This is a genomic window from Shewanella alkalitolerans (assembly GCF_019457575.1).
GTDB lineage: Bacteria > Pseudomonadota > Gammaproteobacteria > Enterobacterales > Shewanellaceae > Shewanella > Shewanella loihica.
In genome coordinates, this window is the sequence record NZ_CP080422.1 from 3,967,163 (window position 1) to 3,982,377 (window position 15,215).

General features: G+C 55.7%; 16 protein-coding genes. 5 read left to right on the top strand and 11 right to left on the bottom strand.

The genetic code is table 11. The annotated features are described in order from the left end of the window. Positions 1-9: 9 nt before the first annotated feature. From K0J45_RS17190 to K0J45_RS17210, 5 genes are all read right to left on the bottom strand, one after another. Complete coding sequence (locus K0J45_RS17190) at positions 10-1,239, bottom strand: efflux RND transporter periplasmic adaptor subunit (protein WP_220043445.1); 1,230 nt, start codon at positions 1,237-1,239, stop codon at positions 10-12. A gap of 73 nt (positions 1,240-1,312) precedes the next feature. Further along, the gene (locus K0J45_RS17195; protein ID WP_220043446.1) at positions 1,313-2,623 is read right to left on the bottom strand and encodes a TolC family protein; all 1,311 of its coding nucleotides are present in this window, start codon (positions 2,621-2,623) and stop codon (positions 1,313-1,315) included. 211 nt (positions 2,624-2,834) lie between these two features. Beyond that, a complete protein-coding gene (locus tag K0J45_RS17200) occupies positions 2,835-3,266 on the bottom strand; it encodes a hypothetical protein (protein WP_160793813.1) in 432 nt (143 codons plus the stop codon). Between the two features lie 141 nt (positions 3,267-3,407). Beyond that, entirely contained in the window at positions 3,408-3,590 is a 183-nt protein-coding gene (locus K0J45_RS17205) for a DUF3012 domain-containing protein (protein WP_011867156.1), read from the bottom strand. Positions 3,591-3,639: 49 nt separating this feature from the next. After that, a complete protein-coding gene (locus K0J45_RS17210; RefSeq protein ID WP_011867157.1) occupies positions 3,640-4,023 on the bottom strand; it encodes a SpoIIAA family protein in 384 nt (127 codons plus the stop codon). A gap of 112 nt (positions 4,024-4,135) precedes the next feature. On the opposite strand from K0J45_RS17210, the gene arfB reads away from it, so the two are divergent. The 4 genes from arfB (at position 4,136) to accC (ending at position 6,960) form a co-directional block, all read left to right on the top strand. Further along, the gene (arfB, locus tag K0J45_RS17215; RefSeq protein ID WP_220043447.1) at positions 4,136-4,546 is read left to right on the top strand and encodes an alternative ribosome rescue aminoacyl-tRNA hydrolase ArfB; all 411 of its coding nucleotides are present in this window, start codon (positions 4,136-4,138) and stop codon (positions 4,544-4,546) included. A gap of 116 nt (positions 4,547-4,662) precedes the next feature. Further along, the gene (gene aroQ / locus K0J45_RS17220; protein WP_011867159.1) at positions 4,663-5,115 is read left to right on the top strand and encodes a type II 3-dehydroquinate dehydratase; all 453 of its coding nucleotides are present in this window, start codon (positions 4,663-4,665) and stop codon (positions 5,113-5,115) included. 6 nt (positions 5,116-5,121) lie between these two features. Next, positions 5,122-5,553, top strand: a complete 432-nt coding sequence (gene accB, locus K0J45_RS17225; protein ID WP_220043448.1) for an acetyl-CoA carboxylase biotin carboxyl carrier protein — start codon at positions 5,122-5,124, stop codon at positions 5,551-5,553. 54 nt (positions 5,554-5,607) lie between these two features. Further along, the gene (gene accC / locus K0J45_RS17230) at positions 5,608-6,960 is read left to right on the top strand and encodes an acetyl-CoA carboxylase biotin carboxylase subunit (RefSeq protein ID WP_220045347.1); all 1,353 of its coding nucleotides are present in this window, start codon (positions 5,608-5,610) and stop codon (positions 6,958-6,960) included. Positions 6,961-7,033: 73 nt separating this feature from the next. Here the strand turns inward: accC and K0J45_RS17235 are convergent, their stop codons facing one another. The 4 genes from K0J45_RS17235 to K0J45_RS17250 form a co-directional block, all read right to left on the bottom strand. Beyond that, the gene (locus tag K0J45_RS17235; RefSeq protein WP_220043449.1) at positions 7,034-10,231 is read right to left on the bottom strand and encodes an HD domain-containing phosphohydrolase; all 3,198 of its coding nucleotides are present in this window, start codon (positions 10,229-10,231) and stop codon (positions 7,034-7,036) included. Between the two features lie 80 nt (positions 10,232-10,311). Next, a complete protein-coding gene (locus K0J45_RS17240) occupies positions 10,312-11,364 on the bottom strand; it encodes an MJ1255/VC2487 family glycosyltransferase (protein ID WP_220043450.1) in 1,053 nt (350 codons plus the stop codon). Positions 11,365-11,389: 25 nt separating this feature from the next. After that, positions 11,390-11,920 carry a phosphatase PAP2 family protein gene (locus tag K0J45_RS17245; RefSeq protein ID WP_011867164.1) on the bottom strand — a complete coding sequence of 177 codons (531 nt, stop codon included), beginning with the start codon at positions 11,918-11,920 and terminating at the stop codon, positions 11,390-11,392. A 104-nt stretch (positions 11,921-12,024) separates the two neighbouring features. Further along, positions 12,025-12,279 (bottom strand): YgjV family protein, encoded by a 255-nt coding sequence (locus K0J45_RS17250; protein WP_011867165.1) that lies wholly within the window; start codon positions 12,277-12,279, stop codon positions 12,025-12,027. Positions 12,280-12,614: 335 nt separating this feature from the next. Here K0J45_RS17250 and rraA point away from each other — a divergent pair, with 335 nt between their 5' ends. Next, on the top strand, positions 12,615-13,100 hold the full coding sequence (gene rraA, locus K0J45_RS17255) for a ribonuclease E activity regulator RraA (protein WP_011867166.1): 486 nt from the start codon (positions 12,615-12,617) through the stop codon (positions 13,098-13,100). A 511-nt stretch (positions 13,101-13,611) separates the two neighbouring features. On the opposite strand, the gene K0J45_RS17260 is transcribed toward rraA, so the two are convergent. After that, positions 13,612-13,932 carry a hypothetical protein gene (locus tag K0J45_RS17260; protein WP_220043451.1) on the bottom strand — a complete coding sequence of 107 codons (321 nt, stop codon included), beginning with the start codon at positions 13,930-13,932 and terminating at the stop codon, positions 13,612-13,614. Positions 13,933-13,956: 24 nt separating this feature from the next. Continuing rightward, positions 13,957-15,024, bottom strand: coding sequence for a HEPN domain-containing protein (locus K0J45_RS17265; protein ID WP_220043452.1), 1,068 nt, complete (start codon positions 15,022-15,024; stop codon positions 13,957-13,959). Positions 15,025-15,215 lie beyond the last annotated feature (191 nt).

The following is a 15,215-nucleotide window of genomic DNA, read 5'->3' on the forward strand; positions in this document are numbered from 1 at the left end:
GGCTACCTCTTAGTGGTTGTGAATGTCGAAGCCTGACTTGGCCTGCTCAGAGGCCAGGAAAAAGGCGCCCGAGACAACTACACGCATCTTGGGGCTCAGCCCCAGCACCAGGTTCATGCCGCGTTGGCGCTCACTCACCTCGACCTCGATGGCCTCGAAGCCATCCCCCTCTTCGACAAACACCTGCCAGTCGCCGTCACCGCCACGGGTCAGCGCCGCATCGGGCAAGATCACCCCATCCTGATTGTTGTCGGCCAGATAGATCTCGGCAAACTGACCGGCGTGCAGCACGTGGCCCGGATTGGCGAAGGCCACCAGGATCTGCTCGGTGCGGGTGACGCTGTCGATCTCATGGGAGCGGCCGATCACTTCGGCCTCCAGGCTAAAGTCGCCCACCTTCACCAGCGCCTTACTGCCTACCTTGATCTGTTGAGACTGGGTCGGCGTCACTTGGGCCTCGACCCAGAGGTGAGACTCGTCGGTGAGCTGCATCAGGGCGGTGCCACCGCTGAACACCTGGCCTTTCATGGCCACATCCTGCTGCACTCGGCCGTCGAGCGGCGCCAGCAGCTGATAGCTGCCTATGGTCTCGGGATCAGACTCCAGCGCCTTGATCTGCGCCGGCGTCATCTTGAGGGCGCCGAGTATGGCGCGCTTGAGCTCTGCATCCACCTGCGCCTGCAAACGGCGGCTGGCACTCACCGCGCTCTGGCTCATTCGCTTCACCCGGCTCCACTCGGCCGCGGCATTGATGTAATCCGCCTGGGCCTGAGCCACGGCTGCGCCCCCCAGAGTCAACAGGGGCTGGCCCTTGGCGACCTCCTGTCCCGGCACCACATGACGCGCCAACACCCGCACATCCAGCTGGGGCGCCAGGGTCACGGTACGCTCCCTGTCCACCACTAGTGTGGCTGTCGCGACCGCGGCCAGGCTGAAGCCCTGACTGCTTACCTGCTCCACGCGGATCCCCGCCAGCTGGCGCTGTTCCTCGCTGAGCACTAGCTCGCCACCATGGGCTTCTTCGCCACCCAGCGCAGCTTCATCGCCCTGCTCTCTTTCCTTGTCGTGAGCCTGCTCTTGAGACACTTGCCCCTTGGCTGACTCTGCTTTGTGATCATGCCCCTCGGCGCCGAGGGCGACGCCGCCTACGGCCGTCATACTCATTAAGACGCCGAAGCCCATGGCCCGCATCAGTGGGCTTAGCTGTAGAAAACGTGTTTTATTCGATTGATTCTTCATACTTTTCACCTAAATTCTTTATCCGTTTTGCTAAAATCCGCTCGCTAAAGCGTGCTCGCTAGCCTTAACGTGACTAAACGCCTTCGCGGCCGAGCTGACGCTGCAGATAGTTCTCGAGCTGACCGCTCTGCCCCATCCAATCGAGCCAGCTGCGGTAGAGGGCGCTCTCGAGGGAGAGGCCTGCCAGATAGCTGTTAGCCAGCTGCCTCTGTCCCTGCAGGTAGTCGCTGGTGCTGATGTCGCCCGCACGCCACTGCTGTAACAGGGCATCCTGCACACCGGCGCCAGAGGTGAGCACCAACTCACGCCACTCGCGGTAACGCTGCTGCAGCCTGGGCAGGCTTAGGTGAAAAAGTTTGGCGGCCTGGGTGAGAGTGCGCTCACGGGCCAGATAGTCTTGCTCGGCGATGGCGACCTGGGTTCCGGCCGCGGCCTTCGCCTCGCGATAATCGTTGCGGATCTGAATCGGGATCGACAGCCCCACTCCCAGCTTGTTCTCCTCGCCTTCACGCTCGGCGCTCAGGCTGATACTGGGATCGGCGCTGGTGTCTGCCGCCACCTGCTGGCTGGCCAGCTTGGCCATCATCACCTGCTGGTAGGCACCCGCCAGCGCGGGTAGATCCGGGCCGACCTCCTGACTGGTGTCGACGCTGAGGGCGCCGATGAACTCGGCGAAGGGCAGCTCCAGCTCGCCAAAGCGGCTGAGCACGCTGGCATCGGCGGCCAGCGAGGCCTGCTCGGCATTGGCGTGATCCGCGGCCTTACTGGCCAGATCCAGCTGCATTAGCTGTAACTCGGCTTGTGACAGAGCCCCCGCCTCCAGCTGTTGCTTGGCGATGGCGACCTGCTGTTTGGCGCTCTCTAGCAAACGTCCCTGAAAGGCGAGTAATTTCGCCTGCTGGGCCTGCTCCACCAGCGCCATCAGGAGTTCGCCATAAAGCTGGCTGCGGGCCAGACGATTGTCGGCCAGCAAGATCTCGGCCTCGAGCTGGGCCACACGTGTCGCCACCCCGCGCTTGTCGCCCCAGTCCAGGGTCTGACTCACCTCCAGGGTGTAGGTATCTTCGCTGGCATTTTGGTAGCTCACCCCCAGCTCAGGGTTGTAGACGGGCCTATCGGCGGCCTCCACCAACAACTGGGCCCGACGCACCTTGGCTTGCTGCGCCTGGATCTCAGGCAGTTGATTCACCTTGCTCATCAAGGGAGCGAGCCAGCCCTGAAAACCTGTCTGGTCTATCTGTGCCAGCAAGGGGGCCGGTGCCATTGCGCCGCTTCCGGCGTACTCTGGGTGGGCGAACTCTGGTCCTGTGTACAAGGGCTCGGCGAACAGGGGCGCGCCCCATATCGCGCCCAATAATGCGGTGGCGATTAAGCTTTTTCTCATCGCAATTCCTAATCTTAAGGATCAGGCTTCTTTGCTGCCTGCCAAGGCAGGTTTAACCTTAGCCAGGCAGGCCATGCACAGCATCGACCCGCGGCAAGATAATTCACCACGGCCCAAGGCTGGCAGTTAACAGAGAACGCCCGATAAAAAACGGTAACCCAACAGTGCCCGCGCCATGCACAGGGCCTGAAAAGGCATTATTTTCAGAAGATTAAGAAAGATAGATGGGTGGGCGATAGGCCGCTTGTTGCTCTGGTGGCAGGTAGTGCAATCTGGCGCTCGCGGGCTCATCGCTCACGGGCACAGAAGGGGTCAGGGCCAGCTGAGACACTAAGGTCACGTGACCACCATGACACTGGCAGTCGAGGCAGAGATCGAAGGTCTGAGTCTCTGTCTTGCTGATCTGGTGTTGATGTGGCGTCTCTAGCTCTGGCTCATCGAAGGCGCATTGGCAATCGACACACTGAGCCAGGCTCACCACTTCAGCAGTAAACTGCAGATGGGGATGGGTTTCGCTCTCCTCTTCATGGCTGCCAAGATGCAGCTGATGCGCGCCAAGATTCGCCCCTGCAAACTGCAGTGCGACCACGGCGATCATCATCAAGGCAATCTTGTGAACCAGTTGTCGAAAGAAGCGACTCAAGCAAACTCCAAAGGGGAAAAAGCGTAAAAAGGTCGAGTAATCAGACTCAAGGGGTGGCAAATAGTTCCACGGCTATCGCTAAATTAACAGGAGATTCGTCCCGTCATGCCAGCCAGATCACACTTGCCACCCGCTACGCCATTACTTGAATACGCAGTGCTTGGTGTAGTCGGCGGCTTCGTTGGCCGTCCAGTCCCCCTTAGGCTTATCTTCCATCTGCTTACACCACTTTTCGCTACCTACCTCGGGAGCACAACCAGAAAGTGACGCCATCAGAGCCAGGGCCAGTGCAGCAGACGTCAGAGAGAGTGAAGATTTTAACATGAAGATATTCCTTTAGGAGGTCAGATAATGTTGTTCCCAGTCACCGAGCCTAAGACTCGCGCACCAACGGACAACTCAACTTAGCGGTGATCCACTCGATAGCCTGGGGCTTATCCTCGAGAGCATACCACGCCACCTCCCCCTGCATAAAGGGGCCCATAAGACGCACGGCGTTACCAAACCAATCGGGGCCGCCCACCAGCACCAAGGCATCGAACCTGGGCAGTTGCAGCTCACCCACGCCAGAGAGCGACTGACTCTCCCAGCCTTCCAGCAGCACATCGGCCTCGATATAGAGACACACCTTACCCGAGGCCTGCTGATATTCCTCAATGATGGGGACTATCTTGTTGCAATAGTCCTGGGTCGACAATCGCCCGCTGGCAAATAAACTGATCACCCCATTGGTGATATCGGCGATTTGACATAACATACTCACACTCCGAGAAGGCGCCTAATTTGGCGACCATTTTGCATCATTTTGACTAGCCAATGATACAGGTCTAGATCAAATAAGCCGAACATGCCGACAAGCGAGCCCTCAGTTGATAAAGATCTCTCAGCGCGTCCAAATAGCCGATCACGAACTGGAGTGGCAATTCATCCGCTCCAGTGGCGCCGGTGGCCAGCACCTCAACAAGGTCTCCACCGCGGCTCAGCTGATCTTCGACATTCGCCAATCCTCGCTGCCGGAGTTTTACCAGCAACGCCTGCTCGCCAAGGCCGACCACCGCATCACCAAGAGCGGCAAGATCATCATCAAGTGTCAGGCCAGCCGCAGCCAGGATGCCAACCGTCAGACGGCGCTGGAACAGTTTATCGCCCTGGTGGCCAGCATCGGCCACACCGCCAAGAAACGTGTCGCCACCAAGCCGACCAAGGCCAGCCAGCGCAGGCGGGTAGATACCAAGAAACAGCGCGGCGCTACCAAAGCCCTCAGGCAGAAGCAGTTCTAATCTATCCTCTCTCTTTGCCTCACCTTGATTTTTGCTAACGAGACGCCAAAATCGCCGATAAGTGTGCTAAGTTGCAGGTATCTGACTTAAAAGACTGAATCCATAAGGTGTTGTGCATGAGTAAAGCGGTGAAAATTCTCCTGGTAAACGGCCCCAACCTCAACCTGCTGGGTCGACGCGAGCCCGGCCACTATGGTCATCACACCCTGGCGCAGATCGTCGAGCAGCTTAAGCTGCTGGCTGGTGAGCAAGGCGCCAGCCTGGATCATATTCAGTCCAACGCCGAACATGAGCTGATCGATGCCATTCACCAGAGCGACGCCGACTTCATCATCATCAATCCGGCGGCATTTACCCACACCAGCGTGGCCCTGAGAGACGCCCTGCTCGGCGTCGCCATTCCCTTTATCGAGGTGCACCTTTCAAACGTGCACGCCAGAGAGGCCTTCAGGCATCACTCCTACTTCTCCGACAAGGCGGTCGGTGTCATCTGTGGCCTGGGAGAACAAGGCTATCGCTACGCCCTGGACTCGGCCATCGCCCGCGTCAGAGCCGCTCAGGAGAAGTAGCCTGCCATGGATATTCGCAAGATAAAGAAACTGATCGAGCTGGTGCAGGCATCGGACATTACAGAGCTGGAGATCAAAGAAGGCGAGGAGTCGATTCGCCTCTGCCGCCAACCAGCCGTCTCGGCCAGCGGGCAAAAGGCTGGCGTCACCCTCGTGAGTTCCACCGACGCCGGAGAACCGTCCGAGCAGGAAGATTATGATGAGGAGACGCTGCTACGCTCCCCCATGGTGGGCACCTTCTATCTCGCCCCCGCAGTCGATGCCGCGCCCCTAGTCAAGTTGGGTCAGCGGGTCGAACAGGGCGAGCCCGTCTGCATCATAGAGGCGATGAAGATGATGAACCAAATTCAGGCGCCCCACGCTGGAGTGGTAACCGCACTTCTCTGCCAGAGCGGCGATGGCGTCGAGTTCGATCAGCCTCTAATGGTAATCGAATAATGATGATCAAATAGAGGCAGATCTAAATTCCAGGAGGCTAAGGTGACAGCTTTGATGCGTCGATTCGACAAGGTCCTGGTCGCCAATCGCGGCGAAATTGCCCTGCGCATCATACGCGCCTGTCGCCAGCTGGGCATCAAGACGGTCGCCGTCTACTCCAGCGCCGACAAAGATAGCGGCCACCTGAGGCTCGCCGACCAGCAGATCTGCATCGGCCCTGCCCCCGCCAAAGAGAGCTATCTCAACATCGCCGCCATCCTCGGCGCCGCCGATCTCGCCAGGGTCGATGCCATCCATCCGGGTTACGGCTTTCTGGCCGAAAATGCCGACTTCGCCCAGCAAGTCACCGACAGCGGCTTTCACTTCATCGGCCCCAAGGCCGACACCATACGCCTGATGGGCGACAAGGTGAGCGCCATCGCCGCCATGAAGGCCGCAGGCGTGCCGACCGTGCCCGGCTCAGACGGCCTACTGGGCGATAATGAGGCCCAGTGCTTAGAGGTCGCGGCCCAAATCGGTTACCCGCTGATCATCAAGGCCACCGCAGGAGGCGGCGGCAAGGGGATGCGGGTCATCGAGGATGAGGCTCAGCTGCTTGGGGCCATCGCACTCACCCGCCAGGAGGCCCAGGCCGCCTTCGGCAACGGCGGTGTCTACCTGGAGAAATATCTCACCCGGCCGCGCCATATCGAGGTGCAGGTGCTGTGCGACCATCAGGGCCATTGCATCTCACTCGGGGAGCGTGACTGCTCACTGCAAAGAGCTCAGCAGAAGGTGATCGAATCCGCTCCGGCGCCCGGGTTAACGCCCGAGCAACGCCAGCAGATAAGTCAGAGCTGCATCAGGGCCTGTCAGGCCATCGGCTATCGCGGCGTCGGTACCCTGGAGTTTCTCTATCAGGATGGCGAGTTCTACTTCATGGAGATGAATACCCGTATTCAGGTGGAGCACACCATTACAGAGATGGTCACCGGGGTGGACCTGTTAGTGCAGCAGCTGCGAGTTGCCCAAGGCGAGCCCCTCGCCTTACGAGAGTCGTTAATTCAGCCACATGGCCACGCCATCGAGTGTCGCATCAACGCCGAAGACCCCACCAGCTTCGCCCCCTCCCCCGGGCGAATAGACAGGCTTGTGGTGCCCGGCGGCCTGGGGGTGCGCTGGGAGTCCCACCTGTCCCCCGGCGCGAGTGTGCCGCCCCAATATGATGCCATGATCGCCAAGCTGATCGCCTGGGGCGACGACAGAGCCCAGGCGATTGCCCGCATGCGCACCGCGCTGGATGAGCTGGAGATCACTGGCGTTAAGACCAATGTGCCCCTGCTCAGGGCGCTGCTGGCCGATCCTAAGGTGCAGCAGGGAGAGACCTCGATTCATTATCTGGAAGAGACCTTCTTGCCTAGACGATAAGTGCCTGGAGCTACCTTTCTGCCTGAAAGATGAGTGCCTGCCAGGCTTCATTCACGACGCTAATGCCAACAACCTAAGCCGCCAGATACTTGTCGATATCTACCTCGTCTATCTGCTCCGGCGCCAGGTAACGCTCGGCATACTCCAGATAGATGCCGCTAGAGAGAAACAGCTTAAACACCTCGCCATCCACATGGCTGTCCAGCACCATCTTATGCAGGATATCGATGGCGACGCTCAGCGGCTTGGCCTTCTTGTAGGGCCTGTCGGCGGCGGTGAGCGCCTCGAAGATATCCGCCAACACCAGGATGCGCTCGGGGATCGACAGATCCTCGCCGGTAAGCTTTCTCGGGTAGCCGGTTCCCTTCAGCGTCTCGTGATGGGTGGAGGCATAACGGGGCACACGGGCCAGCTCTGGCGGGAAGGGCAGGTTTTCCAGCATCTTGATGGTGCTGGTAATGTGCTGATTGATCTTGAATCTGTCCTCGTCGGTCAGGGTGCCGCGGGAGATGCTGAGGTTATAGATCTCGCCCTGATTATAGAGCGCCTCGGGTACCGTCATCTTGATGCCAAACTTAGGATCGAACAGCTCGGGGCGGTGACGGGCGATCACATGCTGGGGCTTATCGGCCAACAGCTGCTCGGTCACCGGCAGGCTGACCTCGGCGGAAAATTCAGGATGATTGAGCTCCTCCACCGGCGACAGGCCGAGGCGATCATCGAAGTGGCGCTGCCAAGTGATTTGCGACAGCGCCTTTAACCTGTCGATATCGGCCTGCTCCATAAACTCGCCGCCCACGTTGGCCCCGGCAACAAAGGCAAAATCCTCCGTCAGCTGCTCGCGGCGCCGCTCAAGCTCCGCTCTATGTTTGGCCTCATGTTCTGGATCTGCCCGGCACTGCTCGAGACAGTGGATCTCAGCGTCGCGCCACAGCACCTCGAAGCGCATGCGCACCTCGTGGATGCGGTTATAGATCAGCTCCAGCTTGCTGCCCTTGTCCACGATATGCTCTGGCGTGGTGATCTTGCCACAATCGTGGAGCCAGGCCGCGATACGAAACTCCCTGTGTTCGTCAGCGTTATGGAAGCGAAACGCCTTGAAGGCAGGCAGATCCGATTTGGCCGCGTACTCGGCCAGCATCAAGCCCAGCTCGGGCACCCGGTTACAGTGCCCTGCGGTGTAGGGCGATTTGTCATCGATCGCCTGGGCGATCAACTTGATGAAGGCGTCCATCAGCGCCTTGTGGTCCTGCTCGTGCTGACGAATCGACTCTGACATATCCACCAGGGAGATCGCCAGCTCATCAATCTCCTTGATATAGGAGTCCACCTTGGTCACCTCGTCATAGCGGCGGAACTTCACCTTGAGGTTCTCCAGCGCCAGCAGTTTTATCGGCGAGATGATGGGGGAGGCAAACACCCAGGAAAACGGCAGCGCCAGCAGCAGGCAGAGGCCTGTGATGGCAATCGACTTCTTCACCTTATCCAGGCTGGACGCCAGCAGCATCTCCTGAGGCACCAGAATGGCAAAAAACTCCTGCTCGGCGGCGTGACTGCCGAGCGGCGAGACATAGACAAAACTGGGCTCGCCATTGAGCGAGATGGCGATAAGCTGCTTCTGCCGACTGGGATCGGCGGCGATATCGATCAGCGCCTTGTAGGGCACAGTGCCCTGCACATTGGCTGGGGCCACCTGCTGCCCCTCGGCAAACCACTTGTTACGTAGCGCCCGCACCTGCTCAGGGGAGATCTCGGCGATCGCCCTGTCGATAAGCGCAATAAGATCGGCGTTTTCCGGATGCATCACTATGCTCAACCCGGCGTGAATGTCGATGGGGGCGTAATCCAGATCCTCGTGAAACTGCAGGTCGTCGATGAAGTACTGCTGCGCCGTGTAGTGCAGCACTATGCTGTTATCGATGGCCGCAAACACCCGCCCCTCTTTCACCGCCTGCAGTATGCCCCGGGTCGATGACACCTCGACCACCTCTATCTGGGGAAAATACTGTCTGATGATGGGGATGATCGACCAGCCTTTGGGGATGGCCACCCGCCTGCCCGCCAGCTCGGCCACATGCTTTATCGGCGCTTGCCCAGGGCCGGTCACGGCGGCAAAGGGCATGCTCAGAAAGGGCTGACTAAAAACCCCAAGCGATTGATTGGCCTCGCTATTGAGCACAGAGTGCAGCAGGTTGATCTCCCGCGCCTTGAACTTGTCGACAAATTCCGGCCAGGTAAATCCATTGTTGTAGTTGATGGTCAGCCCCGTCATCTCGGCCACCAGATTCAGCACATCTATGCTGTAACCCATGGGGCGGCCGGCCACGGCAAAATCGATGGGCGGCCAGTCGGTCTCGTTAGAGGCGATAAGCGCCGGGGTATTGGCCACCAGCGTCTGCTCCTCTGGGGTCAGGGCCAGCGGCTTAGCCATGGGAATCTCCCCTTGAGTCGCCTGCTGACGGTTTGAGGCTACCAGGGCGCCGCTGGCGCGGTAGACATAGACCTCGCGCCCATCTTGAGTATCTCCCCTTCCCAGCTGCGCCAGATAGTCATCCAGGCTCGACAGGGCCACATCCACCGCCAGCACGGCGTCGCTACCCGGCAGGCGGATCGAATAGGTGATCCCCGGCGCCTGCAGGTTCTGAAACAGGTAGGGCTCTGTCTTAAACACCTTGTCCTGGCGAGCGTCGATAAACCAGGGCCGGATGCTGGCGTCGTAATCCGTGGGCTCCATTCGGCTGGCGCGCTGATTAAAGTCGGCATCTAAGTAATGAAAGGCGCGGATACGCCCCTGCCCCCTGCCCTGAATGCTGATGATCACCCAGCGATCTTCCAGGGAGGCCTTGAGCTGCCGCCGCACTATGGGATGGGCATCGAGATTCACCAGCTCGAACAGATCCCCATCTGAGCTGCCAAGATAGATGGCGTAGATGAACCTGGCCGAGCGCATCGCCTGGCTAAATACCTGCTTGGCCTCTTGGCTCAGCCCCATGGGGGTGTACAGGCCCTCGAAGTTAGCCACCAGCTTAGTGGTGTTGATCGCCTGACTGTCGAGCTGATTCAAGTAACTGCCTGTGCTGTCGGCGCTCTGGTTGTAAAGCTTGAGGCTGGCCTCGGTTGCCAGACGCTGGCTAAAATAATACTGCAGGCCGATGGCCACCACGGCGGTGAACAGGGTGGCGATGATAAAGGTGCCCACCACGGTAACGCGTATGGTAAGCCGCTTGGGTTTGGCTAAGGTGAGGCCCAGCATGCGGTGTCCTTTTCCCATGAGTATCCGACCCAATGAGTATAGTCAGAGATCCGCATGCCCCACGCTGAAAGTGAATTAACTCCCTAAAAAATCACACATTAGGGGCTTTTCTTGCGCCAGGACTCGGGCAATTCCACCTGCTGCCACAGCTCCTGACACAGCTGTTCGCCCTGATGCCAGTTACCCTGCTTGATCCAGGTCACCAGGGCGTCGCCCACCTGAGGATAGTCGATAGGCTCGGGCTTGGAGGCCCGTAGCCAACGCTTAACCGCTGCGGGGTCGAGCCACTTCATGCTCTCGGCCGCACCGAGCAGCTCAAGCGCCGCCACATTTGACAGTTGCTCGAACTGACCGTGTAGCGGTTTGACCAGCAGCTTCTTGCCCAGGGTCAGCGCCTCACTCGCCAGCTCGAAACCGGCACTGGCGATCACCCCACCGCACTGGGCCAACCTGGCCTTGAAGCCCTCACGGTTAAAGCCAGACCAGATCACATTGTCGGCGCACGCCGCAGGCGCGCCGGAGCCGTGAAAGACGTAGAAGCGATACTCGCTAAAGTCCTTGAGGAGCTGATGGATATCCTCAGGCGACTCGAACGGCAGATAGACCAAAATATCGTGGGAGTTATAGGCCACCGCCTCGCTCACCTCCACGAAGGGTGGCAACAGGGGGAAGCCGAAATGGTGCCAGTGGCAGCCCAGCGCCCTATCGACCGGGGCAAAGTAGTTGAGCAACATCTGATTAAACCAACCGTTGCCCACCTTAGGCACATCATATTGCAGCGCCGCCTGATGGCTCACCCCGATAGAGGGCACCCCCTGAATGCGCGCCGCCCAGGCAGAGACGGGCTCGAAGTCGTTAAGCACCAAATCGTAACCGCTGAGATCCAGGCCGCGCACGTCCCTCACCAGGGCGCTCACCGAGTTCTGCAGCGCCGTCTTGGCAATGCTGACGCAGCCATTTTGGGTCGCGAAGGTTAATCCGGCCTGGGTACGATACTCGCCGAAACACTGCATGTCGAAGTAGCGCTGACTGTCACGTCCCGAGAAGAAGAAATCGACATCGACCTGCTGATTTTTAAAGGCTTTTGCCATGACTCTGGCACGACTGAGATGGCCATTCCCTGTGCCTTGCACACCGTAAAGAATACGCATGTTTGTGCTGACTCCTGCTAGTGATTTATTGACCGACGAGAGGTAATGCCAGGTAGCAACTCGTCACGCCCAGAAGGGCACCAGCCAGAATATCCAGCGGGTAATGCACGCCCAAGATGATACGCGAAACACCGATAGCCGTGGCCCAAGCGAAGGCGAGCCAGGCGAAAGTGGGATAACACCAGGCGATGGCACTGGCCATCACGAATGCCGCGGCCGTATGGCCCGATGGCAGGCTGAACTTGTCTGACGGCTCGAAGGTCAGCATCAGGCTATCACCGCCGGGCAGCGACTGATGGCAGGGGCGCGTGCGCCGAATGCTGTTCTTCAGCACCAGATAGAGGGGCAACTCTATGATGAAGGCGGTGAGCGCCGCGTTGAACAGTGTCTCGCCGCGCTCATCGAGCAGCAGCAGGAGCACACACAGATAGAGATAATATGGTCCGTCGCCCGTGGCAGAGATGACTCTGGCCTTAGGGTTTAGACGGTAAGCCACGCCATAGGCGTTGATCGCGGCAAAGGCCTGACGATCGAACTTAGCTAAGGTCTGAAACATAAAAGGCTCCGGATCATGATGATATGATCAGGAGCCTAAAAACTCGCTATGACGCCTAGGTGACATCTAGCCTAAATATTTATGACAGCAAAGCTCGGCAGACACTAGGCCTCGGCGGTTTTACCCACCTGAGTCTTGGCACGGAACAGCTTCACTAGGTGATAGACGTTGATACAGGCAACAAAGGCATTCATGCCGGCAACCGGCCAGGCCGAGATGTAGATCCCGTAGATCACAAACAGTGCACAACCGGTAAAGTTAAGACATCTTAGCCAAACTATATCTTTCATCATCAAAGAGATAGCCACCATTACTGAGGCGGAATAGCCAATTAGTTCAATTGTGTTTGAAGCTTCCATAAGGCACCTTCTTAAGGCCCTCTGCCATCCATAAGCTAACTGGGGGATCCGTGCCCCTAAAGCAAGTTAAAGTTAAGTTAATCGTTACTGCCTACATGCTAACAAATTTAGCCCCAGCTTGTAATTAAAATACGTTATTTAATGACCTCGGTCATGTTTTTTGCACAATAAGAAAGCAATGTAAGAAAGATTACAACAAGTTAGCCAAACGCCGCTATTATCGCCAATAGCGTGAGTTATAACGCTTTTCTTTTTAAGAATCCCTTATATACTGGCTGGTAACAATATATTGCTGATTTATCCCAGTAAAATGCCTCTCTACAGGAGTATGACTTATGGAATACAACACCTCAGAACTTTGTGACACTTACATTGATGTGGTCGATGTTGTTGAACCCATGTTCAGTAATTACGGTGGTTGTAGCTCTTTCGGCGGTTCAATTAGCACCATTAAATGCTTCGAAGACAATGGATTAATCGCTGAGGTTCTGCAACAAGATGGCGAAGGCAAGGTATTGCTGGTCGACGGCGGCGGCTCCCTGCGTCGTGCATTGGTCGACGCCAACATCGCCGAGATCGCCGTGGCAAATAACTGGGAAGGCATTATCGTTTATGGTTCGGTGCGCGACGTCGACGCACTGGAAGATCTGGACATAGGCATCCAGGCCCTGGCCTCTATCCCTGTGGGCGCAGACGGCCATGGCGTGGGCGAACTGGAGATCCCGGTTAACTTCGGCGGCGTCACCTTCCTGCCTGCCGACCATATCTACGCCGACAACACAGGCATCATCCTGTCACCCGAGCCTCTAGATATCGATTAAGCTGATGCCCGAAATGGCATGATGATTTTGGCTAAGCTGTTTAGGCTAGATAAGTTAGCCCTAGCCTGAAAGCAAAAAGGACGACCAAGAGTCGTCCTTTTTTGTGGCCTATCGATGGCCACCCTTCTCTCACCGTAATAGGTATTGTCTGTTGCGGGTGGTGCATGGCAATAGCTATTTAAGCATCAACCCTAGTTGAAGTTTAAAAGGGTCCTTTAAACCATAACTTCATGGTGTACTTATCACCTGCGGTGAGCTTATGTGCAGGTACTGCTGAGGCACGCCACAAGTACATCCCTGTAGACTCTACCTCGGCGTCCTGCCTCGGAAGGCCTCAGCCGCACCTACACCCGAGTTATCCATCTCTTCGATTTGAGCTTACTGGATATCCAAACCCCATTAAAAGCTAAATCGTTTTTGGACAGAAACGCATTAGAATATCTGGTCAGTAACGCCGCCATAAACCGCGCGACGTCAGGAGCGTATTTAATGGCTTTGTTAAATGCTTTGCTCATTGTTGCATATAGTCTTTGAATTCTTGAAGGCTGTTTGCAATTTTAATTGCTGTATCTAGTGCCATGCCTATACACGGCATGTAAAACACCTCGTCTAATTCATTCACAACCAGAAGTTCACCGCCACCATTGCAACCGAAGGTTAGGAAGCCAGGCACATATTCAGCGAGCTGATAATCACGATTGAACTCTTCCAGTTCATCCGGGTGCCACAAGACATACCACTCTGGCTCTACTGAGAGCTCACCTTCGAGGAAGCCTTCATTTATCCAAGACTTCAGAACTTTTTTAATAGCGTCGATATTCATGTTTGCCATTTAACGCCCAACGAAACGGCGCATTTATACGTCCGACTTACTTTGCTTGTTAGGGGCATTCACGCCAATTAAGCTTTCTTTAACCTCTATGCCATACCAGCCATTTTGGATCATTATCTGGATTGAAAGTACAACCAAATTAAATCCATCTTGAAATAGCTCATAAGTACGCAACCAATCTTCATTTAGCCTTTTATCTATAACTTCATTTCTTAGTGGGTGATGCACCTGATACCCTCCATGAACAATGGAGCTTCGATAGTCATACATTGACCTCAATTTCTTCTTCGTTTTGGCTTTTTCTTTAGAATCTAGCTGAAGAAGAATGGAAAGCCTATTAATCAAGTTGCTGAAACCTTCCCCAACTCTAGTACCATAAATTGCTTCTAAAGCATGAAAAAGCCATACCACTGATGTCTCATCTACGTCTGATTTACAAAGATGCAATAATGAAAAGATAGCTTTTTCAATTGGTGATTCGGCTTTCTGTTTAATACCAGTATCTAAGTTATCATACCAATCTATTACAGAGCTGACCGGCAAACAAATTGGCGATGGGCGAACTCCATCTAATTGGTTGTATAGCGCCTCTTCAAAGTTATATGAGGAAAGAAGATACCGTTCACTCTCTTTTTCTCTTTCAGATATAAACCTTACATTGAGAAATTCACATGACCCTGGCAGCGAGAGGTTTGCAATCAAGAATATATCGTATAAGTATTTCTCAACAAAAAACCGAGGGTACCACTTGTATTCAGATACTTCGTTCTTACCTTGGATGCTGACTAAGAATTTTACTTTTGGCTCTTTGATGTCGAATCTATATATTTCCCATGCTGCTTCTCCATTTTCTTCAAGAAGCTTGTTAAACTCCCTTTCTCTTGTCTGCTGTTTTTTTAGTTCTTCAATAACTGGTGACCAATCAGTGTATATTTCAGCTGATACACCGTCATGTGTATAGCTTTTAGAATTAAGCCATTCGTTAATCTTTCCCCACAATTCTATTTCTTTTATGAAAATCTCATCCGACTGGCCATGGTCATTAGTTCGACCAATTCTTCCTAGATCAATGACGATTTCTTCTCGGATCACGCTAATCCCCTAACATTTTATTAGTGCGCATGCGCGTTTATCTCGTTGGACCAGTAAAAACGCTCACGGTTAACTATCTGTATAAAATGAACTTATCAGCATTTTGCTAAATATACCATCTGGAAAAACGCGCACATGTGCAGGATAAAAATCGTTCAAAATCCTTGTAATTTGAATATGACTGTGTACTT